This window comes from Bacillus sp. CGMCC 1.16541 (assembly GCF_003184905.1).
GTDB lineage: Bacteria > Bacillota > Bacilli > Bacillales > Bacillaceae_H > Priestia.
In genome coordinates this window covers 214,593-240,400 of sequence record NZ_KZ821206.1, presented here as the reverse complement: position 1 = coordinate 240,400, position 25,808 = coordinate 214,593, and the positions used below count along the sequence as shown (strand labels likewise).

34 protein-coding genes are annotated in these 25,808 nt (G+C 36.1%); 27 read left to right on the top strand and 7 right to left on the bottom strand.

Annotated features, from left to right (window positions below):
- Nucleotides 1-92 precede the first annotated feature (92 nt).
- The 9 genes from DIS06_RS01295 (at nt 93) to DIS06_RS01255 (ending at nt 8,991) form a co-directional block, all read left to right on the top strand.
- Entirely contained in the window at nt 93-380 is a 288-nt protein-coding gene (locus tag DIS06_RS01295; protein ID WP_110111434.1) for a DUF1292 domain-containing protein, read from the top strand.
- Between the two features lie 153 nt (nt 381-533).
- Nucleotides 534-1,628, top strand: coding sequence for an endolytic transglycosylase MltG (gene mltG / locus DIS06_RS01290; RefSeq protein WP_110111433.1), 1,095 nt, complete (start codon nt 534-536; stop codon nt 1,626-1,628).
- 210 nt (nt 1,629-1,838) lie between these two features.
- Nucleotides 1,839-2,492, top strand: a complete 654-nt coding sequence (locus tag DIS06_RS01285; protein ID WP_110111432.1) for an O-methyltransferase — start codon at nt 1,839-1,841, stop codon at nt 2,490-2,492.
- Nucleotides 2,492-3,421 carry a peptidase U32 family protein gene (locus tag DIS06_RS01280; protein WP_110111568.1) on the top strand — a complete coding sequence of 310 codons (930 nt, stop codon included), beginning with the start codon at nt 2,492-2,494 and terminating at the stop codon, nt 3,419-3,421. The genes DIS06_RS01285 and DIS06_RS01280 overlap by 1 nt, the downstream gene beginning before the upstream one ends.
- A gap of 314 nt (nt 3,422-3,735) precedes the next feature.
- Nucleotides 3,736-4,995: a peptidase U32 family protein gene (locus DIS06_RS01275; protein WP_110111431.1), complete on the top strand. Its 1,260-nt coding sequence runs from the start codon at nt 3,736-3,738 to the stop codon at nt 4,993-4,995.
- 7 nt (nt 4,996-5,002) lie between these two features.
- Nucleotides 5,003-5,638 (top strand): uridine kinase, encoded by a 636-nt coding sequence (udk, locus tag DIS06_RS01270; RefSeq protein ID WP_110111430.1) that lies wholly within the window; start codon nt 5,003-5,005, stop codon nt 5,636-5,638.
- 215 nt (nt 5,639-5,853) lie between these two features.
- A complete protein-coding gene (gene greA / locus DIS06_RS01265; protein WP_110111429.1) occupies nt 5,854-6,330 on the top strand; it encodes a transcription elongation factor GreA in 477 nt (158 codons plus the stop codon).
- 131 nt (nt 6,331-6,461) lie between these two features.
- A complete protein-coding gene (locus DIS06_RS01260; RefSeq protein WP_110111428.1) occupies nt 6,462-8,234 on the top strand; it encodes a peptidoglycan D,D-transpeptidase FtsI family protein in 1,773 nt (590 codons plus the stop codon).
- Between the two features lie 112 nt (nt 8,235-8,346).
- Nucleotides 8,347-8,991, top strand: a complete 645-nt coding sequence (locus DIS06_RS01255) for a YrrS family protein (RefSeq protein ID WP_110111427.1) — start codon at nt 8,347-8,349, stop codon at nt 8,989-8,991.
- Nucleotides 8,992-9,017: 26 nt separating this feature from the next.
- On the opposite strand, the gene DIS06_RS01250 is transcribed toward DIS06_RS01255, so the two are convergent.
- On the bottom strand, nt 9,018-9,227 hold the full coding sequence (locus tag DIS06_RS01250) for a YrzA family protein (RefSeq protein ID WP_110111426.1): 210 nt from the start codon (nt 9,225-9,227) through the stop codon (nt 9,018-9,020).
- Nucleotides 9,228-9,529: 302 nt separating this feature from the next.
- On the opposite strand from DIS06_RS01250, the gene DIS06_RS01245 reads away from it, so the two are divergent.
- From DIS06_RS01245 to DIS06_RS01230, 4 genes are all read left to right on the top strand, one after another.
- A complete protein-coding gene (locus DIS06_RS01245; protein ID WP_110111425.1) occupies nt 9,530-10,171 on the top strand; it encodes a class I SAM-dependent methyltransferase in 642 nt (213 codons plus the stop codon).
- Between the two features lie 17 nt (nt 10,172-10,188).
- Entirely contained in the window at nt 10,189-10,887 is a 699-nt protein-coding gene (gene mtnN / locus DIS06_RS01240) for a 5'-methylthioadenosine/S-adenosylhomocysteine nucleosidase (protein WP_110111424.1), read from the top strand.
- Between the two features lie 188 nt (nt 10,888-11,075).
- A complete protein-coding gene (locus DIS06_RS01235) occupies nt 11,076-11,999 on the top strand; it encodes a PLP-dependent cysteine synthase family protein (protein WP_110111423.1) in 924 nt (307 codons plus the stop codon).
- A 2-nt stretch (nt 12,000-12,001) separates the two neighbouring features.
- Nucleotides 12,002-13,135 (top strand): bifunctional cystathionine gamma-lyase/homocysteine desulfhydrase, encoded by a 1,134-nt coding sequence (locus DIS06_RS01230; RefSeq protein ID WP_110111422.1) that lies wholly within the window; start codon nt 12,002-12,004, stop codon nt 13,133-13,135.
- A gap of 35 nt (nt 13,136-13,170) precedes the next feature.
- On the opposite strand, the gene DIS06_RS01225 is transcribed toward DIS06_RS01230, so the two are convergent.
- A complete protein-coding gene (locus DIS06_RS01225; protein WP_110111421.1) occupies nt 13,171-13,359 on the bottom strand; it encodes a YjfB family protein in 189 nt (62 codons plus the stop codon).
- Nucleotides 13,360-13,506: 147 nt separating this feature from the next.
- Here DIS06_RS01225 and DIS06_RS01220 point away from each other — a divergent pair, with 147 nt between their 5' ends.
- A complete protein-coding gene (locus DIS06_RS01220; RefSeq protein ID WP_110111420.1) occupies nt 13,507-13,749 on the top strand; it encodes a YrhC family protein in 243 nt (80 codons plus the stop codon).
- 366 nt (nt 13,750-14,115) lie between these two features.
- On the top strand, nt 14,116-14,256 hold the full coding sequence (locus tag DIS06_RS01215) for a YrzI family small protein (protein ID WP_110111419.1): 141 nt from the start codon (nt 14,116-14,118) through the stop codon (nt 14,254-14,256).
- Between the two features lie 206 nt (nt 14,257-14,462).
- Here the strand turns inward: DIS06_RS01215 and sigK are convergent, their stop codons facing one another.
- Both sigK and DIS06_RS20690 read right to left on the bottom strand, forming a co-directional pair.
- The gene (gene sigK, locus DIS06_RS01210) at nt 14,463-15,182 is read right to left on the bottom strand and encodes an RNA polymerase sporulation sigma factor SigK (RefSeq protein ID WP_110111418.1); all 720 of its coding nucleotides are present in this window, start codon (nt 15,180-15,182) and stop codon (nt 14,463-14,465) included.
- A gap of 381 nt (nt 15,183-15,563) precedes the next feature.
- On the bottom strand, nt 15,564-15,686 hold the full coding sequence (locus DIS06_RS20690; RefSeq protein WP_275425405.1) for a hypothetical protein: 123 nt from the start codon (nt 15,684-15,686) through the stop codon (nt 15,564-15,566).
- Between the two features lie 198 nt (nt 15,687-15,884).
- On the opposite strand from DIS06_RS20690, the gene DIS06_RS20285 reads away from it, so the two are divergent.
- Complete coding sequence (locus DIS06_RS20285) at nt 15,885-16,043, top strand: hypothetical protein (RefSeq protein WP_204166732.1); 159 nt, start codon at nt 15,885-15,887, stop codon at nt 16,041-16,043.
- Nucleotides 16,044-16,082: 39 nt separating this feature from the next.
- Here DIS06_RS20285 and pssA read toward each other — a convergent pair whose 3' ends face one another.
- Entirely contained in the window at nt 16,083-16,622 is a 540-nt protein-coding gene (gene pssA, locus DIS06_RS01205) for a CDP-diacylglycerol--serine O-phosphatidyltransferase (protein ID WP_110111417.1), read from the bottom strand.
- A gap of 126 nt (nt 16,623-16,748) precedes the next feature.
- On the opposite strand from pssA, the gene DIS06_RS01200 reads away from it, so the two are divergent.
- Nucleotides 16,749-17,528, top strand: coding sequence for a phosphatidylserine decarboxylase (locus tag DIS06_RS01200; RefSeq protein WP_110111416.1), 780 nt, complete (start codon nt 16,749-16,751; stop codon nt 17,526-17,528).
- Between the two features lie 76 nt (nt 17,529-17,604).
- On the opposite strand, the gene sda is transcribed toward DIS06_RS01200, so the two are convergent.
- Nucleotides 17,605-17,745 (bottom strand): sporulation histidine kinase inhibitor Sda, encoded by a 141-nt coding sequence (sda, locus tag DIS06_RS01195; RefSeq protein WP_110111415.1) that lies wholly within the window; start codon nt 17,743-17,745, stop codon nt 17,605-17,607.
- Nucleotides 17,746-18,291: 546 nt separating this feature from the next.
- Between sda and DIS06_RS01190 the strand changes: the two genes are divergently transcribed.
- From DIS06_RS01190 to DIS06_RS01155, 8 genes are read left to right on the top strand one after another with little or no spacing between them, the layout of a single operon-like run.
- Entirely contained in the window at nt 18,292-18,807 is a 516-nt protein-coding gene (locus DIS06_RS01190; protein ID WP_110111414.1) for a YqeG family HAD IIIA-type phosphatase, read from the top strand.
- Nucleotides 18,808-18,835: 28 nt separating this feature from the next.
- A complete protein-coding gene (gene yqeH / locus DIS06_RS01185; protein ID WP_110111567.1) occupies nt 18,836-19,918 on the top strand; it encodes a ribosome biogenesis GTPase YqeH in 1,083 nt (360 codons plus the stop codon).
- 49 nt (nt 19,919-19,967) lie between these two features.
- Nucleotides 19,968-20,813 (top strand): shikimate dehydrogenase, encoded by an 846-nt coding sequence (gene aroE, locus DIS06_RS01180; protein ID WP_110111413.1) that lies wholly within the window; start codon nt 19,968-19,970, stop codon nt 20,811-20,813.
- A 12-nt stretch (nt 20,814-20,825) separates the two neighbouring features.
- Nucleotides 20,826-21,116 (top strand): ribosome assembly RNA-binding protein YhbY, encoded by a 291-nt coding sequence (gene yhbY, locus DIS06_RS01175; protein ID WP_110111412.1) that lies wholly within the window; start codon nt 20,826-20,828, stop codon nt 21,114-21,116.
- 21 nt (nt 21,117-21,137) lie between these two features.
- On the top strand, nt 21,138-21,710 hold the full coding sequence (locus DIS06_RS01170; protein WP_110111411.1) for a nicotinate-nucleotide adenylyltransferase: 573 nt from the start codon (nt 21,138-21,140) through the stop codon (nt 21,708-21,710).
- Nucleotides 21,697-22,260: a bis(5'-nucleosyl)-tetraphosphatase (symmetrical) YqeK gene (yqeK, locus tag DIS06_RS01165; protein WP_110111410.1), complete on the top strand. Its 564-nt coding sequence runs from the start codon at nt 21,697-21,699 to the stop codon at nt 22,258-22,260. The genes DIS06_RS01170 and yqeK overlap by 14 nt, the downstream gene beginning before the upstream one ends.
- Nucleotides 22,261-22,617, top strand: coding sequence for a ribosome silencing factor (gene rsfS, locus DIS06_RS01160; protein WP_110111409.1), 357 nt, complete (start codon nt 22,261-22,263; stop codon nt 22,615-22,617). It begins immediately after the preceding gene.
- A complete protein-coding gene (locus tag DIS06_RS01155; protein WP_110111408.1) occupies nt 22,614-23,360 on the top strand; it encodes a class I SAM-dependent DNA methyltransferase in 747 nt (248 codons plus the stop codon). Before rsfS ends, DIS06_RS01155 begins: the two co-directional genes overlap by 4 nt.
- A 208-nt stretch (nt 23,361-23,568) precedes the next feature.
- Here DIS06_RS01155 and comER read toward each other — a convergent pair whose 3' ends face one another.
- Nucleotides 23,569-24,390, bottom strand: a complete 822-nt coding sequence (gene comER / locus DIS06_RS01150; protein ID WP_110111407.1) for a late competence protein ComER — start codon at nt 24,388-24,390, stop codon at nt 23,569-23,571.
- Between the two features lie 216 nt (nt 24,391-24,606).
- On the opposite strand from comER, the gene DIS06_RS01145 reads away from it, so the two are divergent.
- Entirely contained in the window at nt 24,607-25,116 is a 510-nt protein-coding gene (locus DIS06_RS01145) for a helix-hairpin-helix domain-containing protein (RefSeq protein WP_239421754.1), read from the top strand.
- Between the two features lie 77 nt (nt 25,117-25,193).
- Nucleotides 25,194-25,763 (top strand): ComE operon protein 2, encoded by a 570-nt coding sequence (locus DIS06_RS01140; protein WP_110111406.1) that lies wholly within the window; start codon nt 25,194-25,196, stop codon nt 25,761-25,763.
- The last annotated feature ends 45 nt before the right edge of the window (nt 25,764-25,808 follow it).

Genomic DNA, 25,808 nt, shown 5'->3' with positions numbered 1-25,808 from the left:
AGCGTAACAAGATAAAAGAAGACCAAACAAACGTTAAATAAGTTATCTTTCTTAACAACGATAACTTTACTACAAAGAAGAGGTGCAATGAAATGTCAACACATGGCGAAAAACAAATTACAGTTGTAGATGAAAGCGGAAATGAACAATTATGTGAAGTTCTTTTCACATTCCAATCAGAAGAATTCGGTAAATCGTATGTTCTTTACTATCCAATGAGCAGTGAACAAGATGACGATGATGAAATCGAAATTCACGCTTCAGCTTTCGTTGAAAGTGACAATGGCGAAGATGGAGAGCTTCAACCAATTGAAACAGAAGAAGAGTGGGATATGATTGAGGAAATGTTAAACACATTCCTTGATGAAGAAGAAGCGTAAGAGGTGTAAAAATACCCTGCTAGTTTAGGACTAGCAGGGTATTTTTATGCTTGGAAAAAGTTTATTATAGCAAAACATATTTATCTTGTATCAATATGACGAAATATAAGATAATTTGTAGTATAATAATGCGCATGAGAGGAGGTTGTTTACTTGTCTCAACAAAACTTTAATGAACGACCTAAACGAAAACGAATGAAATGGATAATAGGATTAATCTTTGCTATTGTAATCTTTGGTGGTGGAGGGGCTTTATATGTTCAGTCTGCACTGAAACCAGTAGAGAAAAAAAGCGGCGAAGAGATAGAAGTCGTCATTCCAAAAGGCTCTTCAGCTGCGTCAATTGGACAAATACTTGAGGAAGAAAAGTTAATTAAAAATAAAGATGTATTTCGGTTATATGTAAGGATAAAGAATATCTCAGGATTTCAAGCGGGAACATACGTATTTTCGCCTTCTATGAACGTGAACGAAATGATTGGTATGATTAAATCAGGAGATGTGACTCGTACACCTCATGTTCAGTTAGTTGTACCCGAAGGTAGACAACTAAGTGAAATTGCAGCCATTTTTGAACAAAACACCACCTATAAAAAAGAAGATGTGTTAAATAAACTACAATCAGAAGCGTTTATTAACAAGATGAAAGAAAAATATCCTAAAACGGTCACAGACGAGGTTAACAAAGAAGAAATTAAATATGCGTTAGAAGGATACCTCTATCCTGCTACTTATGCCTTTTACAATAAAGATGTTTCGTTAGAAGAAATGTTGGACACAATGATTGGAAAGACAGATGAAGTCATTCAAAAATATGAAGCAGATATGAAAGAAAAGGATTATACTGCTCATCAGCTTCTAACAATGGCTTCTCTTATTGAAGAAGAAGCGACACAAAAGGTTGATCGCGAAAAGATTGCAAGTGTATTTTATAATCGAATTGATGAAGGAATGCCTTTGCAGACAGATCCAACCGTGCTGTATGCATTAGGGAAGCATAAAGAGCGTGTATTATACGGAGACTTGAAAGTGGATTCTCCATATAACACGTACAAAGTTAAGGGTATCACTCCTGGACCAATTTCGAATGCAGGTGAAATGTCAATTAAAGCAACGTTAGAGCCAGCAAAAACGGATTATCTGTACTTTTTAGCAACGCCAGAAGGTGAAGTGATCTTTACTCGTACGTTTAAAGAGCATGTTAAACAAAAAGAAATTCATATTACTAGCAAAAGAAATGAAGGCTAGAAATGCAAAGATGGTAATTGATGGGGAAGGATGTCGATTTTTCGCATTCCTTCTTTTTTTATGTTAAAATATATCGGGTTTACGTTAAAACGAAAAACTTATATAATGTAAAAGTTGTTTAACGGTAAGTACTATCTTTAACTAAATAGACAAATAAAGAAGACAATACTCTTTATTTATATATTGTTGAATTGATCGGAGGAAGCATTGTTGCTTTTACAAAATGTTGAGCATTATGTCGAACAGCTTATTCCAAACCGAAATGAGCTTATCGAAGAAATGGAGCACTATGCTCGTGAGCAAGGTGTGCCAATTATGGAGTTAATAGGAATTGAGACGCTTTTACAACTTCTTCGACTGCACAAACCAGAACGTATATTAGAAATTGGAACAGCTATCGGGTATTCCTCGATTCGTATGGTAACAGCTTTACCACATACAAAAGTCGTAACGGTTGAAAGAGATGAAGAGCGTTATGAAAAAGCTCTTCATTTTATTGAGCGGGCGAATAAAGGAAGTCAAATTGAGACATTATTTGGCGATGCTTTTGATTTGCATGAAGACATTGTTGAAAAAGGTCCTTACGATACCGTATTTATTGATGCGGCAAAAGGACAATATCAGCGTTTCTTTGAGTTGTATGCGCCGTTAGTAAATGAAGGTGGCGTTATCATTTCAGATAACGTATTGTTTAAAGGTTACGTAGCTCAAGATGTGGAAGACATTAAAACACGAGGAGCACGTAGTTTAACGCGTAAATTACAAGCTTATAATGAATGGTTAATGAATCATCCAGATTTTCAGACAACCATTTTACCTATTGGGGACGGAATTGCTATTAGTATTAAAAGAGGTGACAAATGATGAAAAAACCAGAATTATTAGTAACTCCTACATCTGTAGGAGATATAGAACCATTAATCGAGGCTGGAGCGACAGCACTTATGATTGGGGAGCAACGATACGGATTACGTTTAGCAGGAGAATTTAAACGAGAAGACATCGTTGAAGCTGTAAATATCGCACATCCAAAGGGTGCGAAAGTATATGTAGCAATGAATGCTTTATTTCATAATGATAAAATTGCGGAGTTAAATGAGTATATCTTATTCTTAAAAGGAGCAGGAGTAGATGCAATTGTATTTGGAGATCCTGCCGTTTTAATGGCTGTACGTGAAGCAGCTCCAGAGATGAAATTGCACTGGAATACAGAAACAACAGCAACAAACTGGTATACGTGTAACTACTGGGGACGTAAAGGATCAAAACGTGCTGTATTAGCTCGTGAGTTAAGCATGGATGCGATTGTGGACATCAAAGAAAACGCAGAAGTGGAAGTTGAAGTGCAAGTGCACGGCATGACATGTATGTTCCAATCAAAACGTTCTTTATTAGGCAACTACTTCGAATATCAAGGGAAAGTAATGGAAATCGAAAATCGAAAGCTTAAAAAAGATATGTTCTTACTAGATAAAGAGCGCAACAATAAATACCCAATTTATGAAGATGAGAATGGTACACATATTATGAGTCCAAACGACATGTGTATCATTGATGAGTTATCGGACATGATTGACGCTGGTGTAGATTCATTTAAAATTGACGGTGTGTTAAAATCATCTGAATATATGATTGAAGTAACAAAAAAATACCGTAAAGCAATTGATCTTTGTGTTGAAAACCGTGAAGAGTACGAAGACATTAAAGATGACTTACTAGCTGAAATAGAAGACATCCAACCAATGAACCGCCCATTAGACACAGGATTCTTCTTCAAAGAAACGGTTTATTAAGTAAAAGTGTAGTGAGCTTGTTCATGTCCATAGGATATTGGAGGCCCTGAGAAGAAGGTGCTTTTTACCTTCGTAGGAAGGATTGAAATAGCCGTAGGACATAGCTCACGGAACTGGATAGAAACAAAAGTGTAGTGAGCTTGTTCATGTCCATAGGATATTGGAGACCGTGAGAAGAAGGTGCTTTTTACCTTCGTAGGAAGGGTTGAAATAGCCGTAGGACATAGCTCACGGAACTGGATAGAAACAAAAGTGAAGACGACTGTTCATAGTGTTGGATAGGACAATCGTACAATTTTAGAGGAGGTAAAACGATGGCTGTTAAGATTGATACAGTAGTTGACGGTAAACGCGTCATTACAAAAAAGCCTGAGCTATTAGCTCCAGCGGGTAACTTAGAAAAGTTAAAAGTTGCTGTTCGTTACGGAGCAGATGCCGTTTTTATCGGAGGGAAAGAGTTCGGCTTACGTTCGAATGCTGATAACTTCTCATTAGAAGAGATGGCAGAAGGTGTAGAGTTCGCAAAACAATACAATGCAAGAATCTATGTAACAACAAATATTTTCGCACATAATGAAAACATGGACGGGCTAGAAGACTATTTAAAAGGATTGCAAGATGCTGGGATTTGGGGAATTATCGTAGCAGATCCTCTTATTATTGAAACATGTCGTCGTGTCGCGCCTAAATTGGAAGTACATTTAAGTACACAACAATCTTTATCAAATTGGAAAGCTGTTCAGTTCTGGAAAGAAGAAGGATTAGAACGTGTTGTGTTGGCTCGTGAAACAAGTGCAGAGGAAATTCGTGAAATGAAAGAGAAAGTAGACATTGAAATTGAGACGTTTATTCACGGTGCAATGTGTATTGCTTACTCTGGTCGATGCGTGTTAAGTAACCATATGACAGCCCGTGATTCAAACCGCGGTGGCTGTTGCCAATCATGTCGTTGGGACTATGATTTATTTAAAGTAGAGGGTCAAGACGAAGTGGCATTATTTGATCAAGAGGATAATGCATTTGCAATGAGTCCTAAAGACTTGAACTTAATTCAATCGATTCCACAAATGATTGAATTAGGCATTGATAGTTTGAAAATTGAAGGTCGTATGAAGTCAATTCATTACGTTGCAACAGTTGTTAGTGTTTATCGCAAAGTGATTGATGCATACTGTTCTGATCCAGATAACTTTGTCATCCAAAAAGAATGGTTGGATGAGCTTGATAAATGTGCTAACCGTGATACAGCTCCTGCATTCTTTGAGGGTGTACCTGGTTTTGAAGAGCAAATGTTTGGCGTTCACGGGAAAAAGACAACCTATGATTTTGCTGGTTTAGTGTTAAACTACGATGAAGAAACAAGCGTAGTTACTTTGCAACAGCGTAATCACTTTAAGCCGGGAGATGAAGTAGAGTTCTTTGGGCCTGAAATTAAAAACTTTACGCAAATTATCGACAAAGTTTGGGATGAAGATGGTAATGAGTTAGACGCTGCACGTCATCCATTACAAATTGTGAAATTTAAAGTGGACAAACCTCTATTCCCATACAACATGATGAGAAAGGGGATTTAAACACATTATGGTGAAAAAACCGGTTGTCATAGGAATTGCTGGGGGCTCAGGGTCTGGTAAAACAACTGTCACAAAGGCCATTTACGAGTATTTCCAAGGACACTCTATTATGTTAATTGAACAAGATTATTATTATAAAGATCAAAGTACAGTTCCATTTGAACAGCGCTTACAAACAAACTATGATCATCCGCTAGCGTTCGACAATGACTTGTTAATTGAACACTTGCAAATGTTATTAAATTATGAGAGCATTGAAAAACCGGTATATGACTATACAATTCACACTCGTTCAGAAGAAGTAATTGTAGAAGAGCCGAAAGATGTTATTATCGTTGAAGGTATTCTAGTATTAGAAGACGAGCGTTTACGTGATTTAATGGATATTAAGCTATATGTAGACACAGATGCTGATATCCGCATTATTCGTCGCATGCTTCGCGATATAAAAGAGAGAGGACGTACGTTAGAATCTGTTGTCGATCAATACGTTTCAGTTGTTCGTCCAATGCATAATCAGTTTATTGAGCCAACAAAACGTTACGCAGACATTATTATTCCTGAAGGTGGCCAAAACCACGTTGCAGTTGATTTAATGGTTACTAAAATTCAAACAATTCTTGAACAAAAAGCCATTTTGTAATAACATAGCAGAGATAAAGGAATTTTTATGTAATTGAAATAACGTTATATTTCCATGAATAATAACACAAATTATAAAGAATAGAGAATGAACAGCTTCAATTGAAGCTGTCATTTCTCTATCATTATATATTTTCCACTCCGTGGAAAATTTTTCTATACATAAAAGGTCTCTTTTTATGAGACATTTCTTAGCTAAAAAGGAGTGAAGGGTTTATGGCACAAGAAAAAGTATTCCCAATGACAGAAGAAGGAAAACTAAAGTTAGAACAAGAGTTAGAATATTTAAAAGCAGTTAAGCGTAAAGAAGTAGTAGAACGTATCAAGATTGCACGTAGTTTTGGCGATTTATCTGAGAACTCAGAGTATGATTCAGCAAAAGAAGAGCAAGCGTTTGTAGAAGGTCGCATCACTACACTAGAAAATATGATTCGTAACGCAAAAATCATTGAAGAAGATTCTAGTGACTCATCAGTTGTTTCATTAGGTAAATCAGTGACTTTTGTCGAGATGCCGGATGGAGAAGAAGAAACATATACAATTGTTGGTAGTGCAGAAGCTGACCCATTCGAAGGAAAAATCTCAAATGATTCTCCAATTGCGAAAAGTTTAATAGGTAAACAAATTGGAGATGAAGTATCTGTACAAACACCTGGTGGCGAAATGCAAGTGAAAATCGTTTCTGTAAAATAAGAGATGTGATGAGAGGCTAAATTAAAAGACGGATTATAATCTTTTTTTGACTTAGTCTTCTTTTTAATTTTATGTATATTGTGTGTTTCAAATGAAAACACCTCGTCGAAACTAAAGATGAGGTGTTTTTTATGAAAAAAATTCATAATCGCTTATATATCGTGTTAACTTTTATTATGGTAGGCATGCTTCTGTTGAGTGTTCGTTTAATGCATATCCAATTAATTAGTACAGAGTCGTTTTCCGATAAACAAATCAATTTAATTGAAGCAAGTGTGAGGCAGCGAACGCAAGAGATGGTGATTGATGACGGAAGAGGGAAACTAATTGACCGAAATGGAAAATCATTACTTTACACAAAAAGTAATCGACTTGTTTTATTTCCATTTTTAAAAGAAATGGATTGGCCTGTTGAAAAAGTTGCTCGTGTCACGGGAGTATCGACGATGACGTTAATAAGCAAAGTTGAACAGATGACGAAGCCAATGATGGTTGGTGAAGAATTGTCAGCTATGCAAATGGAACAAATAAATGCTTTTAAAATACCTGGTGTTTTTGCCGTTCCTATTCAAAAGCAAAAACAAAGTACACTAGCCGATCACATTGTAGGAATCACTGCTCAAAGTAAGACAACGATTGAAGATAAGTATAAAGATAAGCTGAAAAAAGGAGAAATTACAATTACAACACCAGTAGGTATCTCGGGCTTACAGCGTTCATTTGATGAGTTTCTTTTACCAGAACAGGAATCCAAACTATTGTATCACGTAGATCGTCGAGGAGGTCCACTATTTGGAATTGATGTGAAATATACAGGAGCAGCCAATCCATTCTATCCTGTTAATGTTCATACAACCATTGACTTATCTGTTCAAGAAACGCTTGAAAGTATTGTAGATCGAAATGGACTCAAAGAGGGAGGGTTTGTGCTGCTTGATGTCGAAACAAATGAAGTAGTAGCGATGACAAGTAGGCCAAGCGTCAATAAAAAAAATCCATATAATCAAGAAAAAAGCATTGTCAATCGCATGCTCATCCCTCAAATGCCTGGTTCAATTTTTAAAACCGTTGTTGCAGCAGCTGCTATTGAAAAAAACATGGATCAAGCAAATCAGTTGTATAACTGTGACTATAGCATTCACGACAAACTATTACCTGAGAAGAAGAGGCAAGGTAAGTTAAACTTTACTGATAGTTTTGCCGAAAGTTGTAATCGAACGTTTTCTGATCTTGCTAAAAAAATGAGCTCCACCAACCCTACTATTCTTGATGAATATGCACATAGGTTAGGTTTAACAGATCAAGTAGGTTGGAGTGGCGATGTGTTTCATTTTGAAGAGTTCAGGCAATTTGATACCGAAGGGACAAATACAATTTGGCATCCAGAAGATGACAAGAATGATTTAAATCTTGTTAAATTAGCAGCGATTGGACAACGAAATGTAAAGTTAACACCTTTATCTGTTGCTAATATGATGGCAACAATTGCAAGAGGTGGAAAAAAACAAAGTGTCAAAATTGTAGATGAAATTCAATATAAAAATGGGGGTTCGCTTTATACTTTTGATGATCAAAAGATGGTAGGGGAGAAAATTAGTCCTTATACGGCTCTTCAACTGCAGAGACTTTTAAGAGAAGTAGTCACACAAGAAAAAGGAACGGGAAGAAGATTTCAATCGTTGCCTTACACGGTAGCAGGGAAATCAGGGACAGCCGACATTCGGATGAATGCAGCTAATAAAGAGATTGTAAATAAATGGTTTGCTGGTTATTTTCCAGCTGAAAAGCCTAAATATGCTCTTGTAGTGGTTGACCTCAATACATTTAGTGATGTATCGCCAACCAATCAAATTTTTTATGAGACTGTTCAAGCTCTTTACACAATCGATCAGCGCTCATCGTAAGTAAAATTTGTCTTTAATATTACAAATTTGCATCAAAAGAGACATTTGTCTTCATGTATGGTAGGCTAAATGATAGAATAAAGCATTATAATAGTTGGAGGAAGTTGTAGCAATGGACAACAACAAACGTTTTTCACAACGAAACAAAGAAAGAAAAATGAATCGTGTATACAACGTACTCATTGTCGTTGTAGCAGTGCTAATTGTCTTTGTTGGTGGTCAAATGATGTTTGGAAAATCTGATGGAGCGAAAGAACAAGCAACAAAAGAGCCTACATCAGAAGAAAAGAAACAAGCAGCCAACGATGAACCAGCAGAAAACAATGAAAATAAAAATGATGACCAAGATAAAAATGACGAACAACAAGAAAAAAGTACTGAAGAAGAGTTAGAAGAAGAAAGTGAAGAGACTGAAGAAAATAGTGAAGCAGAAGTACAAGAGAATCCTGAAGCTGGTGTAAACCGTCGTGTTGTAGACCCTTCATGGGAACCGGTTGGTACTCAACAATCTGAACCTCATGTAGCCACATATGACAAAGGTTCTGTGGATTGGAATGAGATGCTACAAGCCGTCAGCTATGGTTCGGGTGTACCTGTAGAAGATATGACAGTTTGGCGCCTTGGTAACAATGGAAGTCCACAAAAAGCAGTGGCGACGATTAGTTCAAAATCAGAAAACAAAAAATATCGTGTGCAAATTGATTGGGTTGAAAACGAAGGTTGGAAACCAGTTGTTGTAGACGAATTAGCACAGTAAAAACAGCGCAAAGATGCGCTGTTTTTTTATTTAGCTGATTTAAAGTGTACAACAGCTGAATAATAACGCTTTCCATGATTGTAATCCACTGACATTTGATGGGACACGCTTTCTACCTCTAAGAGAATGGCTTTGTTTTGTTCAATTTTCTCTGTAATCTGTTTTTCGAGATCTCGTAAATCTGTGGATTCAAAAAATTCGACTTTGTCTTTAATAAAATCAATTTGGAAATTCATTTCTTAGTCCTCCAGTTGGAATTAAAAAGGGAATATTTTATTCATATTATACTATATTAACATTGGGTATTTCATGGAAAAATCAATTTAAATAAGATTGCATCATATAAAGATAAAATTCTTTTGTATCAAAGGAATTCAGCTGTATAAATAAAATGTAAGCGCATAAAAAAATAAGACGATTTATTATACTCACTTAAATATTTTTCTTGCCCAAATTCTTTTTTTATGATAATTTTGAAGCAATTAAAGTTCAAAATCATAGTATATCTATAGGAATTATATATATAGGGGGAAGTTATATGGGCCGCGAGTTTCTAAACATCTTTGAAGATTGGGCAAGTGAGTATGATGCATCTGTTCATGGACATGATGAGGAATATAAAGAGGTATTTAACCATTATGACGATATTTTACAAACCGTCGCTAACCTAGCCAAAGGAAATGTATTAGAATTTGGTGTAGGTACAGGAAATCTAACCACCAAATTATTAGCTAGTGGGAAAAGTGTATATGGAGTTGAACCATCTCAACCGATGAGAGAACTAGCGATTGAAAAGTTAGGGAAAAAAATTAAGGTAGAAGACGGGGATTTTCTTCAATTTGAAGTGCCTGTTCAACAGATCGATAGTGTTGTCAGTACGTATGCATTTCATCACTTAACAGATGAAGAAAAACAAGAAGCCATCGTAAAGTATGGAAACTTGCTAGAGACAGGTGGTAAAATAGTGTTTGCTGATACCATGTTTGAAAGCAAAAAAGCTTTTGAAGACACGATTGAGCAAGCAAAAGCAAACGGTTATCACAACTTAGCTGAAGACTTGCAACGTGAGTATTACACAACTATTGATGTGTTGCGCACCAGTTTTGAGGAAAATGGATTTGAAGTAACGTTTAGTCGCTTTAACCATTTTGTATGGGTGGTGGATGCAACAAAAAAATAAACGAAAGAGGGTTTCAAATGAAAATTGCAATTATTGGTGCAATGGAAGAAGAAGTAACGATTTTGCGCGGGAAAGTAGAAAATCGACAAGAAGTAGTGATTGGTGGTTCGGAATATTCAACAGGAACAATTGATGGTGTTGAGGTTGTACTATTAAAATCAGGGATTGGAAAAGTAAATGCTGCTATGTCAACAGCTATCTTACTAGAAAAGTTCCAGCCAGATTATGTGATTAACACAGGATCAGCTGGTGGGTTTCATCCAGACTTAAACGTTGGAGATGCGGTCATTTCAACAGCTGTTGTTCATCACGATGTAGATGTAACAGCTTTTGGTTATAAATACGGTCAAGTGCCAGGTTCACCAGCAACATTTGAAGCAGATGCAAAATTAATTGAAGTAGCAGAAAAAAGTGCAAAAGAAGTAACAGATATGCAAGTAGCAAAAGGATTAATTGCAACGGGTGACTCATTCATGAACGACCCAAAACGTGTAGAGTTTGTTCGTGAGCAATTCCCAGATTTGTATGCAGCTGAAATGGAAGCAGCAGCAGTAGCGCAAGTATGTAACCAATTCAATGTTCCATTTGTTGTACTTCGTGCATTGTCTGATATTGCCGGTAAAGAATCAGATGTTTCATTTGAACAATTTTTAGAAAAAGCGGCGATTAACTCAACAAATCTTGTTCTGAAATTTGTTTCTAATTTAAAAGGTTAAACAGCTAGTTTACTTACATTCATGCTTATTCTGCCAAGTGTGAATAAACAAAGCCCTCTCAACTTCGTCAGTCTATACTTAATGTAGAAAGCAGGGGGCTTTGTGGGCTGTGCGAAAGGGGGCAGATTTGCTCCTTTTGGCACAGCTCCTTTCCTTAAGTGTAAGGTCAATCGTAATGAGGTGAAACAATGCAAGTAGCAAAAAGTGTACATGAGCTTATCGGGAAAACACCAGTGGTGGAAATTACACATTTTTCACTTCCTGAAGGTGTTCGTCTCTTTGCTAAATTAGAATATTTTAACCCAGGTGGTAGTGTAAAGGACCGACTTGGTCAAGAGCTGTTAGAAGATGCATTACAATCAGGTAAACTAAAAGAAGGCGGTACAATTATCGAACCAACGGCTGGAAACACAGGTATTGGTTTAGCTTTGGCCGCAATTAATCGTAATATTAATGTCATTGTGTGTATGCCAGAAAAGTTTAGTGTTGAAAAGCAAGAGATGATGAAAGCGTTAGGAGCTAAAATTGTTCATACACCGACAAGTGAAGGAATAAAAGGAGCAATTGCGAAAGCGCAAGAATTGCTAAAGGAAATTCCCAATTCATTCTGTCCGCAGCAATTTGCCAATCCTGCCAATCCATTAACCTATTATAAAACACTAGGTCCAGAGCTGTATGAACAGCTAGATGGGAAAATCGATGTGTTTGTTGCGGGAGCTGGAACTGGTGGTACCTTTATGGGCACGGCCAAGTTTTTAAAAGAAAAGATTCCGCATTTAAAAACAGCCATTGTTGAACCTGAAGGATCGATTTTAAATGGAGGAGAATCTGGGCCTCATAAAACAGAAGGAATTGGAATGGAATTCTTACCAGAATATATGGAAACTTCTTATTTTAATAGCATTCATACTGTATTTGATGTAGATGCTTTTGAACGGGTAAAACAACTTGCTCAAAAAGAAGGATTACTAGTTGGGAGTTCATCAGGTGCAGCATTTCACGCAGCGTTAATTGAAGCAGAGAATGCCAAGCCTGGGACGAACATCGTTACGATTTTCCCTGATAGTAGTGAACGTTATTTGAGTAAAAAAATTTATGAAGGTGGGATTTAAGAATGAAACGAAAAACACGTTTAATTCACGGCGGTATTTCAGGAGATCCACATACAGGAGCTGTTTCAGTTCCAATCTATCAAGTAAGTACGTATAAACAACATGGAGTAGGAAATTTTAATGGATTTGAATATTCACGTACAGGTAATCCTACAAGACATGCACTAGAAGAACTTATTGCAGATGTTGAAGGTGGAAAAGCAGGGTTTGCATTTGGTTCGGGAATGGCTGCAATTACAGCTGTTATGATGTTATTTAATAGTGGTGATCATGTTATTTTAACAGATGATGTGTACGGTGGTACGTATCGTGTTATGACGAAAGTATTAAATCGAGTGGGAATTAATTCTACTTTCGTTGATACGAGCAACCTAGACAACATTGAAAAAGAAATCCGACCAAACACAAAAGCTATCTATATTGAAACACCAACTAATCCATTATTGAAGATTACTGATATTGAAGGTGCTGCACAGATTGCGAAGAAACATCGCTTACTTACAATCGTTGATAATACGTTTAGCACACCTTATTGGCAAAATCCAATTGAACAAGGTGCAGATATTGTTCTTCACAGTGCTACAAAATATTTAGGTGGACACAGTGATGTTGTTGCTGGACTTGTTGTTGTAAATGATAAGCAATTAGCTCAAGATTTACATTTTGTTCAGAATTCAACAGGTGGTGTATTAGGGCCACAGGATTCTTGGTTACTAATGAGAGGGATGAAAACGTTAGGAATTCGTATGGAAGAGCACGAAGAAAATACAAGAAAAGTTGTTGAATTTTTAACAAATCATCCAAAAGTTACGAAAGTATACTATCCAGGGCTCAAATCTCACCCTAATCATGAGCTTGCGAAAAAGCAAGGACGTGGGTTTGGTGGAATGGTCTCCTTTGATGTCGGAAGTGAAGAAGCAGCTGATCAGTTATTGAATTCAGTGAGATATTTTACACTAGCAGAAAGCTTAGGAGCGGTTGAGAGTTTGATTTCCGTACCTGCTCGAATGACACACGCATCAATTCCGGCAGATCGTCGTCAAGAGTTAGGAATTACGGACGGGTTGGTTCGTATATCGGTTGGTTTAGAAGATGTTGAAGATTTAATTGAAGACTTAGCCAGTGCAATGAATTAACGGAGAAGCTCGAGAAATCGAGCTTCTTCTTGCGTTTATACGTTTAAATCAATGTGTTGGCCTGCATATGGATGAGGTGCTTGTACTGTACTGTTCTGAAGTAGCTCGACCATACCGCGTTCGGTTTGTTTTGATTGATTCATTGTCATTTTCATCACAGAAAGGCTCGCTTGATTTTGTACATTTGATTGATTGAGAACAACAGATAGTGACGCAATATCCATTAAAACCCTCCTTTATTTTCTCTATGAATAGAATACCATAACTAATATATACCTAAATAAACCACTAATTGAAAAAATTGCTAGATAAGCTCCCTCGTCATATATGTTACAGTAGTAGTATCACATTCAATTCAGAGGTGATACAACATGAAGAATACATTAACGAAAAAAATTGAAGCTAAAATTGAAGACTATCGTCGATTTATTTATGTACTATTATCTATTAGTACATTTTTATATATTGGTATTTTAATTGGGAATGGAGAAAAGGCAGAGCTTCAACTTAATTTAATGATGGGTGTTATTGTTCTACTGTTAGGTGCCGCCTTTTTCTTTGCATTTAAAGTGAAACAGTTAAAGAATGAGTTGCTTGAGAAAGAAGAAAGCTAGAATTTCTGAAAAGACAAGGTAAGCGGTGAGAGGTCACTAACTTTGTCTTTTTTTGTTGAAAAGAATTTAGAAAAAGAGGTTTACAAACTAAGTGATTGTGGATATAATTACCAATGAAAGTATTTAACATTACGAATGAAAAAAGGAGGTCGAATGATATGTTAAGAATTGTAGAGTCGTCAGTAACAAATACAACAAAATATGTATATTCTATTCGACCGGTATGTGTATCTTCGTAATGTAGAAGTGTTTCTAAACATGTCTAATTACCACAGGTTCGAATAGTCGTCCTGTGGTTTTATTATGTCTTAAAACTGCAGGAAGGTATATTCCTGTGGTTTTTTTATTGAAAGGAGGTGGGAAAAAATGACACTTAATATCTTTTTTCTTACAATTACAATCCAACCACGTAAATTAACAAAGAATGAACTTGAACATGCGCGACGCGTGAAGAAAATTGAAGAACAATTAAAAGACCGTAAACATGAATTTCATCGATTTTTTTAATGGACACATAAAATAAACGAAAGGTGTGATCAATGATGGTAAATCCGACTTTTTATATGATTACTTGGTTATTTGTGGAGAAGGACTCCACCTAACGACATATGCCGAAAATTAGGGGGAAGAGCGATGATTTTATTAAGACTTATCATCTGGCCCGTTCGAATTAAATGAAAGAAAAAACGGTAAGTAAGAGGATGAAAGTCCCCTTACTTACCGTTTTTTCGTTTTTCCTTTTCAGCTCTGTAAAATTCATGGAACATTTTCATGAGTGCGCGCTTTTCAATTCGGGAAACATAACTACGAGATATACCAAGTTCCTTCGCAATTTCTCTTTGTGTTTTTTCTTTTTGAAGGTCTAATCCAAACCGGCCAACGATGACTTCTCGTTCTCGGTCATCTAATATATCGATATATTCTTTTATCTTTTCAAGTTCCATATTTAATTGAATCGTATCAATGACATCATCTGACTCAGACTTTAGTACATCAATGAGACTAATTTCGTTTCCTTCCTTGTCTTGACCAATTGGATCATGGAGAGAAACATCTTTTTTCGTTTTCTTTAACGCTCGAAGATGCATTAAAATTTCATTTTCAATACAACGAGCTGCATAAGTCGCTAATTTTGTTCCTTTACCTTGAGAATAGCTTTCGATGGCTTTAATGAGGCCAATTGTTCCAATTGAAATTAAATCTTCTGCATCTTCACCTGTGTTTTCAAACTTTTTGACAATATGTGCAACAAGCCTTAAATTGTGCTCAATGAGTGTGTTACGAGCGTGTGCATCACCTTCGGCCATAAGCGTTAAGTATTTTTGTTCATCTTCGGATGAGAGCGGTTGGGGAAACGCGTTGTTTTTTACATATGATACGAGAAAAATAAGCTCTTTCACTAAATAACCAACAGCAGCAAAAAAAGTAGACATCTCCTCACCTCCACATAGTAAAAAGCGACTAAAAGCCTATTGTTTATTTATATGAGAAAAGAGACGTTCTGTGTCTGTACAATAAAAAAACCATGCTTACGAATGTGTTGAGGTATTTAAAAAGGTGATAAGCATTAGACTTATAAACGGTTTCTTTGTAAAATAAGGATGAATAATAAAGACAAGGTGAACGAATATATGATGAAAAAGATAATGGTTTTACTCACTGGGGTTGTTATAATACTCGCAACGATTGCAAATATAATAGAGGAGGGATTTACATTTAAGTGGATCTCGATACTCGTTTTAACCATTTTACTTGTAGGAGTTTTATGGATAAAGCCGGAAAGATAAAAATGAGAAAATTGACTGTGAGTTGTGTTATAAGAGGGAATCATTAACGCAATCCTTGTTTAATTCTCCTTCAAATTCGGTGGCAACTTCTGTTCCGATAATAATGGCAATAACAGAAGTTAAGACGATAGTAAGTACGCTTAAAAACATCTCCTTCACTCCTTTTCGTTCTTTTCTTTAATGTAACATGTAGGTAAAAAGATAGGGAGACGTTATTTGGATAACTTGTTACTATCTAGTGGCTGATTTATAAACGAGAAGAACCTTGTAAGAGTAGGATAAGTGCCTATACAACTTCTACTATTGTACATATTTTATGAGTAACGAGAAATAAAGGGGTGAAATATGATGCAATATGGATGTTATCCTTATGGGTATTCTTGCTATCCTCCTTGTGGGGGAGGTGGATTCGGCTTTGGATGGGGGTTAGCCATTATTATCGTTCTAGTCGTGTTGTTACTGATTTTTGGTTGTTTCTGGTGGTACGGCGGCTATTATTGTAAATAACAGAGACTAAAAAAGCTCATGCATATGCATGAGCTCAGTTTATACCTTTTTAAGACGAAATGTTCCAATCATTAATAGCGCTAATGTAATGGTTAAGAACATAAAAAAGTGTGAAGGTAAATAAGGTACTCCTAAATAACTTAACGTAAGTAGGCACCCTGCTGCTGTAATAGGCAAGCCTGTAAAATAGCCGTTACTCTCTGTAATATTAAAGCGAGCAAGTCTTAAAGCGCCACAAGCGATATAAAAAATGGTGAAAATCGCACCTGGTGCTCCGTATTCAAATAAAATACCTTGATAAAGTAGTAGAGCTGGGGCGATTCCAAATGATATAATATCGCACATGGAGTCTAATTGTTTGCCAAGCTCTGATTCAATTTGAAGCTTTCGTGCTACCATCCCATCAAAACGATCTGCTAATGCAGCTAAAAAAATTAATAGTAAACTTAAGTTTAATTGATCTCTTAATATAAACAAGATAGCTAGGCCACCTAAACTTAAATTAAGCAATGTTAATGCATTGGCTGCTTGTGATTTTATTTTTTTAATTGTATGGTCTAAATACTCTAATAAAAACATTCTCCTCACTCCTTTACTGAGGATGGGACGTGTTAAAAAAAGGAAAACTTAAAAGTGCATTGTAATCTTATTTTAGATGTAAATATTAGTCTAGTAAAGAGGTATTTTTTATGGAGGTAAATTTTATTGATTAAAAATGTCTATCGTGTTCTAATCGAACTAACAAACCATCCCATGTCTTCTAAGGTTGTTCGTAAATTTGCAATGTCTCGAATTAGTTCTTTGTTAATTCCATCATATGCACGAATATTTAAAATTAACCAAGACGAGATGGGTAAAAGTTTGAGTTCTTATCCAACGTTGCATGATTTATTCATTCGTCAGTTAAAAGAAGGCGCACGCCCAATTGACAATATCACCAACAGTTTAGTTAGTCCAGTAGATGCAAAGGTAGAAGAGTGTGGTCGTATTTTACCGTCAAAAGAGATTGTTGTGAAAGGTAAAAACTATTCCATTCAAGAAATGGTAGGAAATGATGATGTTTTACATAAATATATTGATGGACAATTTGTCATTTTATATTTAAGTCCAAAAGATTATCATCGCATTCATAGTCCACTTTCAGGGAAAATCACCCACACATGGACATTAGGAAATAAATCATATCCAGTTAATCAAGCTGGTCTAAAGTATGGAAAAGATCCGCTTATAAAAAATTATCGAAAGTTAACTGAAGTTCAACACTCATCAGGTCATGTTTTAATGGTAAAAGTAGGAGCTATGTTTATTAATAGCATTGAGCGCACTCATGAGCATGAACAATTAACAAAAGGACAAGAAATGGCTTACTTTACATTTGGCTCCACTGTGATTTTGTTATTTGAAAAAGATACGATAACGCTTTCTTCGCATGTTAGGCAAAATCAAATCGTAAAAGTTGGAGAGAGAATTGGAACATTAAGCTGATAAAAAAAGAGCCCTTTATGGCTATATCTATCCGTTTAATTAGAAAAGATATGGTCATAAAAGGCTCATTTATGTGTTAAGAAGATAATTTCACTTTAATCTTTAAAGAACGACGTTTTATCTCTTTTTCAATAAGTTGAATAAACTCTGGGTTTAATTTCAATTCTGTCGCTTTACAATATGATTCGATAAGCAGTTTGTCAGATAATTTTTTCATTTGTCCGCCAATGTTAGGCGGCCACCTCCTATATAAATCAGATAGGTGTTCTAGCTGACTGATTGGTTGCATACAATAGTAAATTCCTTACACATAATCTACCACGAAATGGAAGGTAGAACAATCGTTCTGTTATCCACAAGTAGAAGTGGATAAATTGTGGGTATCTTGTTTATAATTACCAATAAATGTTGAGTTTTCAGAGGGGATAATGTTGATAAGATTATCCACACTTTTGTTTGTTCAAATTTTGTCGAAAAATTTATTTCGTATAATCCTGTTTTTATAAAATATTTTTGATTGTTAAAAAGAGTTAGGAAGAGTTAATTTCTGCTCTAATCAATTTTAAATAGCAGTCTTTCTAAAGGTGAGTTAAAAAAACAACAAGCTTTTAGAACAAAGTCTATTATAAAAACGTTTATAACTTCTTTGTACATTTATTTCACAACTTTATTAAATTTTATTGGAAAATTAATAGAAGCCATTGTTATAATTGTGTATTGTATTCTTTTAAGGGTTTTACTATAAATACGAGGTGTTGAATACGTGTTAAACTTTTTTTTACCAAATGAGCATGTAAAGAGTATTTTTCATATTACCCCAGCAATGCTAAAAGAAAGAGGCATTAAAGGGATTATTACAGATCTTGATAATACACTTGTGGAATGGGATCGTCCTGAGGCAACACCAGAGTTAATTGAATGGTTTAAAACAATGAAAGAAAGTGATATTACCGTAACGATCGTATCAAATAACGTAGAGAAGCGCGTGCGTGTTTTTTCAGATCCAATCGGTATACCATTTGTTTATAAAGCAAAAAAGCCGATGCGAAGAGCATTTCGTCGAGCGATAAAGGATATGAAGTTACAACAAGATGAAGTCGTCGTCATTGGTGATCAACTACTAACAGATGTGCTAGGAGGCAATCGTCTAGGTTTATATACCATTCTAGTGGTACCTGTTGCACAAACAGATGGTTTTATTACAAAGTTTAATCGCCGAATGGAGCGTCGCATCTTAAGTTGGATGAAGCGAAAAGGTATGATTAATTGGGAGGACTAAATACGTGAGTGGAAAAGATTTACATTGTATGGGCTGTGGAGTTGTACTTCAAACTGAAAACCCTAGTGAAATCGGATATACACCAAAATCAGCATTAGAAAAAGAAGTGGTCATCTGTCAACGATGCTTTCGATTGAAGCATTATAATGAAGTTCAAGATGTTTCGTTAACAGACGATGACTTTTTGAAAATATTAAATGGAATTGGACAAACCGATGGATTGATTGTTAAAGTGGTTGATATCTTCGATTTTAACGGTAGTTGGTTACCTGGTTTGCATCGCTTTGTAGGTAATAATAATGTGCTGTTAGTTGGGAATAAAGCAGACTTGTTACCGAAGTCGGTTAAGCATAACAAACTCATTAATTGGATGAAAAAGTCAGCAAAAGATCTTGGATTAAAGCCGCTAGATGTATTCTTAATGAGCGCCCATAAAGGACAAGGCATACAAGAAATGGCTGAAGCCATTGAGCACTATCGTTTTGGAAAAGATGTCTATGTAGTGGGGTGTACAAATGTAGGAAAGTCTACATTTATTAATGCAATTATCAAAGAAGTGAGTGGAGAGAAAGATGTCATTACGACATCTCAATATCCAGGAACGACATTAGATATGATTGATATTCCATTAGATAATGGTGCATCGTTGTATGATACACCAGGGATTATTAATCATCATCAAATGGCTCATTATGTTGATAAACGAGATTTGAAAATCATCTCACCTAAAAAAGAGATTAAACCGAAAATCTATCAGCTAAATGAAGAACAAACGCTTTATTTTGGTGGACTAGCTCGCTTAGATTATAGTAGTGGAGGAAGAAGGTCTTTCACTTGCTACATCTCAAATGACATTAATATTCATCGTACAAAGCTTGAAAAAGCAGATGAACTTTATAGAAACCAAGTAGGAGAACTTCTTCAACCTCCTCGTAAAAATCAGCTTGATGAATTTCCTGAGTTAGTGGCACATGAATTTACAATTAAAAATGGAAAGACAGATATTGTCTTTTCAGGTTTAGGCTGGGTTACTGTAAATGAACCGGGCGCAAAAGTTGTCGCTCACGCACCAAAAGGCGTTGGGGTATTTATTCGAGAGTCGTTAATTTAGGTTACGGATAAAGAACACCTTACTATAAGAGGTAAAGAGGGGAAATGCTTTGAATAAATTATATGGTTTAGTTGGGTATCCAGTTGGCCACTCATTGTCGCCTATTATGCACAATGATGCATTTCAACGTTTAAATGTAGAAGGATATTATCATCCTTTTCAAATTGAGCCTACTCAGTTTCAAAAAGCGATAGAAGGGTTAAAGGCAATTGAGATAGCAGGCTTTAACGTAACCATTCCATATAAGGTGAAGATTATGTCTTTTTTAGACGAAATTGACCCACTTGCAAAAGCAATTGGAGCAGTTAATACAGTTGTAAACGAAAATGGGCGTTACATTGGTTATAACACAGATGGTAGAGGATATGTCGCTTCGCTTGTACAAGTGTTAGATTATGATTCATTAGCGAACAAGCGAATTGTCATTATTGGAGCAGGTGGTGCTGCTAAGGCCATTTTTTATACATTGGCTGTTCATCATGAGCGACCTGCTGAAATTAGCATTTGTAATCGAACCGTTGAAAAAGCTGAACATCTCATTCATCATTGCCCAACTTCTATTACCTCTTATGCTTTAAGTGTAAAAGAGGCGGAAGAACAGCTAGACAAATTTGACATTGTCATTAACACAACGTCGGTCGGTATGTATCCTAAAACAGATGATATGCCGCTTAATATTGATTTGTTAAGATCACAGGCCATTGTCAGCGATATTATCTATAATCCGTTCGAAACCAAATTGTTAGCTTCTGCGAGAGAAAAAGGAGCTAAAACACATAATGGAATTGGCATGTTTGTTCTTCAAGGTGCGCTAGCATTTGAGAAGTGGACAGGCACATTTCCGAATCAACAAGCAATGGAAGATATTGTAGTGAAATCTTTAAGAAAAGTATAGTGGAGGAATTCGATGTTAACAGGAAAGCAAAAGCGTTTTTTACGTTCAAAAGCTCACCATTTAAACCCTATTTTTCAAGTAGGTAAGGGTGGCGTAAATGAAAACATGGTTAAGCAAATTAGCGATGCACTAGAAGCTCGTGAATTAATGAAAATTAGTGTGTTACAAAACTGTGAAGAAGATCGCGACACAGTTGCTGAGCAATTAAGTAAAGGTGCACGTGCAGAGCTTGTTCAAGTAATTGGTAATACAATTGTGTTATATAAAGAGTCACGCGAAAATAAAACAATCGTTTTACCGTAATGACAAAGGAGCGGAGGATCATTGAAGCGAATAGGCATCTTAGGTGGTACATTTAATCCACCACACCTGGGTCACCTTATCATTGCAAATGAAGTGTTCGAGCAGTTAAAACTAGACGAGTGTTGGTTTATGCCATCCTATACGCCTCCTCATAAAGAGGTAAGCAATGAGATTGATCCAGAACATCGATTGCATATGTTAAAACTTGCTATTCAAAATCATGAACATTTTTCAGTACAGGACATTGAGTTTCAGCGAAAAGGTACATCCTACACGTTTGATACAATGAAAGCTGTAAAGGAATTATACCCGGATGTTCATTTTTATTTCATTGTTGGTGGAGATATGGTGGAATACTTACCCAAATGGTACAAAATCGAAGAACTCGTTCATCTTGTTACATTTGTCGGTGTGAAAAGACCTGGCTATGAGCTCAAATCCTCTTATCCTCTTGAGTTTGTAGAGGTAATCCAAGTGGATATCTCTTCTTCTCTTATTCGTCAACGAGTAAAAAGCAAACGTTCCATTCAGTACTTAGTACCAAATGATATTAAACAGTACGTGGAGGAGAACAAGTTATATGAATCGAGATGAAGCACTGAAAGTTGTGAAGGAACAGCTGACTGATCATCGCTATCAGCATACAATTGGTGTGATGGAAACTGCGATTACGTTAGCTGAGCGTTATGGAGCGGATGCTAAAAAGGCCGAATTGGCTGCGATCTTTCACGACTACGCGAAATTTCGTCCAAAAGAAGAAATGAGAAAAATTATCGTTTCTCAAAAAATGGAACCATCTTTGCTGCTTTATAATACGGAGCTTTGGCACGCACCAGTTGGTACATACTTAGTTCAACAAGAAGTTGGCATAACCGATAAAGAAGTATTGGATGCAATTAAATACCATACATCTGGCCGACCTGATATGACGTTATTAGAAAAAATTATTTATGTAGCGGATTATATAGAGCCTGGACGACATTTTCCTGGTGTGGATGAGGTTCGTGAATTAGCGAAACAAGATTTAGATACGGCGCTCATTCAATCGTTAAAGAATACCATTGTTTTTTTATTAAAGAAAAATCAAGCCGTGTATCCAGATACGATGAAGACGTACAATTCGTTAGTATTAGGAGGGAAATAAATGCAAGAACGTGAACTATTATCGTTGGTTGCAAAAGCAGCTGATGACAAAAAAGCAATTGATTTAGTGGCCCTTAATATGCAAGGTGTGTCGTTAGTAGCCGACTACTTTGTGATTTGTCATGGTAACTCTGATAAGCAAGCGCAAGCTATTGCGCGTGAAATTAAAGATAAAGCCCAAGAGCAAGGTATTCAAGTAAAGCGCATGGAAGGTTTTGATGAAGCAAGGTGGATTTTAATTGACTTAGGAGATGTAGTTGCTCATGTCTTCCATAAGGATGAAAGAAGTTACTACAAATTAGAACGCCTATGGGGAGATGCGCCCGTTGTTAACTTGCAAGAAGAGTTGAAATCATGAGTGCGAGCTACGGGCATTTTGCCTATGTCTATGACCGTTTAATGTCGGATGTTCCTTACGAACAATGGGTTCATTACTTTAAACAACAGATGTTCAAAGCAAATGTGGAAAGTCCAAAAGTGTTAGACTTAGCTTGTGGTACTGGAGAAGTTGCGGTACGTTTGGCAAAAGAAGGTTTAGACGTGGTTGGGGTAGATTTGTCGGACGATATGTTGATGGTAGCAAAAGAAAAGGCAGCTGCTGAACATGTTTCACTATCCCTGTATCAACAAAATATGAGCGAATTAGATTTAGGCATGCAGTTTGACTGCGTTGTCATCTTTTGTGATTCACTCAACTATTTACAATCAGCTGATGAGGTTAAGCAAACAATCCATAAGGTTTATGAACATTTAAAGCCAGGAGGCATGTTGTTATTTGATGTGCATTCGGTTTATAAAATGACAACGATCTTTGGTGACAATACATTTTCGCACATTGATGAAGATGTCTCTTATATATGGAACTGTTTTTCAGCAGAAGATTATGTTGTAGAACATGAATTAACGTTCTTTGTGTATGATGAAGAGATTGAGGCTTATCAACGATTTGATGAGTTGCATAAGCAACAAACATTTACAATCGACACATATACAAAGTGGTTACAAGAAGCAGGATTTCGTGATATGAAAATTACAGCTGATTTTGAAGCGATGGATCCTGTTCATGATAGTGAACGTATTTTCTTTTCAGTATATAAATAAAAGAAGCTTTGCCATTAAGGATTACTCTTGACGGCGAAGCTTCTTTTTTGTAAGAGAGTCTTTAGCATAAATCGTTTCTGCTAAAAACAAAATGATGGATAAAAGCAGGAAAAACGAAGAAGAAAAAGAATACATAAAAAGTGCTGACTTGAATAAAGAAAAAGAATGTCTAAAAAGCCAACATCCCTCTTCTTTTTTAGCTACCTTGTTAGAAGTTAAATTGATGTGTTACTTTTTCAATGTCTTCATCAAATTTTAAATGTGTTTGCTGGAAAATATGCACGAACATATCTCCAAGTTCTTTTTCTAATACCTTAATACCTTCACCTGTTACTCCGCCTTTTACACATACCTTCTCTTGCAAAGTAGGGAGAGTGAAAATCTCTGACTCTAATAATTTCCCCATTCCGATAACCATTTCACTTGTTAGCTTTGTTGCTACATCTTCAGAGATATTCGTTTCTTGAACGGCTGCATCAATAAATCTTTGTAATAAAAAACTGAAAAAAGCAGGACCACAACTGACGATGTCAGATGATACGCGAGTAATATCATTGTCGATTGAGATAGGCCTTGAAATTTTAGAAAATAAATGTTGAAGGTAACTTCTGTAATAACGATTGCAACTTTCGCCGAATGTTGTTAGAGACACACCAGCTAATGCTCGGTTCGTAATGCTTGGAATGATACGTGCCACTTGACAATTAACCACTTCTTCCATTTGTTCAACAGAAATAGGACTTGTAATGGAGACAATGCAATGATTTGGTGTAAGTTTTGGCTTCAATTTTATTAAAAGGGGGTGAATGTCTAATGGCTTTACACATAAAAAAATAACCTTCGATTTATTTACGACCTCTTCAGCCGTACGCTCAACTGTGATAAGAGGGTGATCTGCTTGAATGGCTAACGCTTTTGATAAAGTACGATTCGTTACAGCAACGGTTGAAGGATGTATGGCTTCTGACTCTAAAAATGCATCAATCAGTATTTTTCCCATATTTCCGGTTCCGATAAACCCTATGTTCATTGTTTCATCCCCTCCTTCAAAACCTTCTCTCCTAAACATTATGAGTCATTCCACAAATTTATGATTCGGTTCAATTTTGAAAGGGTGTTCAGTATAAATTACCTAAAAAAATATAAAGTCATTGTTATCGTATGTATCAGTTTGATTAGTTTGTACATCATTTACGAGAAAAGTAATACTCCTTCAAAATCTTCGTCTTCAGAGGAACTGCAAAGTATGCTAGGTGATACAAAAGAGCCAGTTGCTGAGTTACCTGAACAACCAAAAGTTGCTGATGTGCCAAGTACGATTATTGTTGATGTAAAAGGTGCCGTGAAAGTTCCAGGAGTCTACGAACTTGAAGCGGAAAGTAGAGTACAAGATGTTATTATGTCTGCCGGTGGGTTGTTAGAAAGTGCAGATTCAAAGCAAATTAATTTTGCTATGAAACTTCAAGATGAAATGGTCGTATATGTCCCAATTGAAGGTGAGGTAACTGACACTCCTGTTCTTACAACCAATGTTGTAGAATCTCACTCAAATGATCAATCAAAACTCATTAACATTAATACCGCTACCGAGCAAGAGCTTCAAACACTTAACGGAATAGGACCTTCTAAAGCAGCTTCTATTGTCTCTTATCGTGAAGAAAATGGGTTGTTTAAATCAATTGAAGAGTTAACGAATGTATCAGGGATTGGTGAAAAGTCTTTTGAACAACTAAAAGATCAAGTTACAGTAAACTGAATGAATCAATGCATTGACGTTGAAAACCGGTAACAGCTACACTAGAAGTAATAGAACAGTAAAGGTAGGGGAGCTCTTTGAATAGGATTTCGTGGGATCAATATTTTATGGCACAAAGTCATTTATTATCATTTAGAAGTACATGTACAAGGTTAGCGGTTGGAGCTACAATTGTACGGGATAAACGAATCATCGCTGGTGGTTATAATGGTTCCATTAGTGGTGGTGTTCACTGTGCAGATGAAGGATGTTATGTGATTGATGGACATTGTGTTCGAACGATTCATGCTGAGATGAATGCCTTGTTACAATGTGCAAAATTCGGTGTGAAAACGGAAGGCGCGGAGATTTATGTCACCCATTTTCCTTGTTTGCACTGCTGTAAAGCGATTATACAAGCCGGAATTAAAACAGTTTATTATGCCAACAGCTATAAAAATCATCCCTATGCAATTGAATTATTTAAACAAGCAAACGTAAAAGTAGAAGAGGTTCCACTAGAAGAGTCTGTATTAGAACCAAACAGTAAAGAAAAAAGTGACTTTGTGTCACAGTTGCTTTCGATTCTTCAATCGAAAAATCTAGATAACGAGCAACTAACAAAGTTGCAACAGCAAGCATCTTCTCTCTTTTCCATGTCTAAATAAAAGGTGGACAAGCGTTTTGTCTGCCTTTCTTTTTTTCCATCGTCT

What these genes read in the sequence shown, in the direction of transcription:
- DIS06_RS20285 (WP_204166732.1), top strand. Translation starts at nt 15,885, where the DNA reads ATGCAATATGGATGTTATCCTTATGGGTATTCTTGCTATCCTCCTTGT.
- comER (WP_110111407.1), bottom strand. Translation starts at nt 24,390, where the DNA reads ATGAACATAGGGTTTATCGGAACCGGAAATATGGGAAAAATACTGATT.
- udk (WP_110111430.1), top strand. Translation starts at nt 5,003, where the DNA reads ATGGTGAAAAAACCGGTTGTCATAGGAATTGCTGGGGGCTCAGGGTCT.
- DIS06_RS01275 (WP_110111431.1), top strand. Translation starts at nt 3,736, where the DNA reads ATGGCTGTTAAGATTGATACAGTAGTTGACGGTAAACGCGTCATTACA.
- sigK (WP_110111418.1), bottom strand. Translation starts at nt 15,182, where the DNA reads ATGTCTACTTTTTTTGCTGCTGTTGGTTATTTAGTGAAAGAGCTTATT.
- DIS06_RS01260 (WP_110111428.1), top strand. Translation starts at nt 6,462, where the DNA reads ATGAAAAAAATTCATAATCGCTTATATATCGTGTTAACTTTTATTATG.
- DIS06_RS01230 (WP_110111422.1), top strand. Translation starts at nt 12,002, where the DNA reads ATGAAACGAAAAACACGTTTAATTCACGGCGGTATTTCAGGAGATCCA.
- DIS06_RS01145 (WP_239421754.1), top strand. Translation starts at nt 24,607, where the DNA reads ATGCTAGGTGATACAAAAGAGCCAGTTGCTGAGTTACCTGAACAACCA.
- DIS06_RS01155 (WP_110111408.1), top strand. Translation starts at nt 22,614, where the DNA reads ATGAGTGCGAGCTACGGGCATTTTGCCTATGTCTATGACCGTTTAATG.
- mtnN (WP_110111424.1), top strand. Translation starts at nt 10,189, where the DNA reads ATGAAAATTGCAATTATTGGTGCAATGGAAGAAGAAGTAACGATTTTG.
- DIS06_RS01225 (WP_110111421.1), bottom strand. Translation starts at nt 13,359, where the DNA reads ATGGATATTGCGTCACTATCTGTTGTTCTCAATCAATCAAATGTACAA.
- DIS06_RS20690 (WP_275425405.1), bottom strand. Translation starts at nt 15,686, where the DNA reads ATGTTTTTAAGCGTACTTACTATCGTCTTAACTTCTGTTATTGCCATT.
- yqeK (WP_110111410.1), top strand. Translation starts at nt 21,697, where the DNA reads ATGAATCGAGATGAAGCACTGAAAGTTGTGAAGGAACAGCTGACTGAT.
- pssA (WP_110111417.1), bottom strand. Translation starts at nt 16,622, where the DNA reads ATGTTTTTATTAGAGTATTTAGACCATACAATTAAAAAAATAAAATCA.
- greA (WP_110111429.1), top strand. Translation starts at nt 5,854, where the DNA reads ATGGCACAAGAAAAAGTATTCCCAATGACAGAAGAAGGAAAACTAAAG.
- yhbY (WP_110111412.1), top strand. Translation starts at nt 20,826, where the DNA reads ATGTTAACAGGAAAGCAAAAGCGTTTTTTACGTTCAAAAGCTCACCAT.
- DIS06_RS01280 (WP_110111568.1), top strand. Translation starts at nt 2,492, where the DNA reads ATGAAAAAACCAGAATTATTAGTAACTCCTACATCTGTAGGAGATATA.
- rsfS (WP_110111409.1), top strand. Translation starts at nt 22,261, where the DNA reads ATGCAAGAACGTGAACTATTATCGTTGGTTGCAAAAGCAGCTGATGAC.
- DIS06_RS01220 (WP_110111420.1), top strand. Translation starts at nt 13,507, where the DNA reads ATGAAGAATACATTAACGAAAAAAATTGAAGCTAAAATTGAAGACTAT.
- DIS06_RS01295 (WP_110111434.1), top strand. Translation starts at nt 93, where the DNA reads ATGTCAACACATGGCGAAAAACAAATTACAGTTGTAGATGAAAGCGGA.
- yqeH (WP_110111567.1), top strand. Translation starts at nt 18,836, where the DNA reads ATGGGCTGTGGAGTTGTACTTCAAACTGAAAACCCTAGTGAAATCGGA.
- DIS06_RS01245 (WP_110111425.1), top strand. Translation starts at nt 9,530, where the DNA reads ATGGGCCGCGAGTTTCTAAACATCTTTGAAGATTGGGCAAGTGAGTAT.
- sda (WP_110111415.1), bottom strand. Translation starts at nt 17,745, where the DNA reads ATGAAAAAATTATCTGACAAACTGCTTATCGAATCATATTGTAAAGCG.
- DIS06_RS01255 (WP_110111427.1), top strand. Translation starts at nt 8,347, where the DNA reads ATGGACAACAACAAACGTTTTTCACAACGAAACAAAGAAAGAAAAATG.
- DIS06_RS01250 (WP_110111426.1), bottom strand. Translation starts at nt 9,227, where the DNA reads ATGAATTTCCAAATTGATTTTATTAAAGACAAAGTCGAATTTTTTGAA.
- DIS06_RS01235 (WP_110111423.1), top strand. Translation starts at nt 11,076, where the DNA reads ATGCAAGTAGCAAAAAGTGTACATGAGCTTATCGGGAAAACACCAGTG.
- DIS06_RS01215 (WP_110111419.1), top strand. Translation starts at nt 14,116, where the DNA reads ATGACACTTAATATCTTTTTTCTTACAATTACAATCCAACCACGTAAA.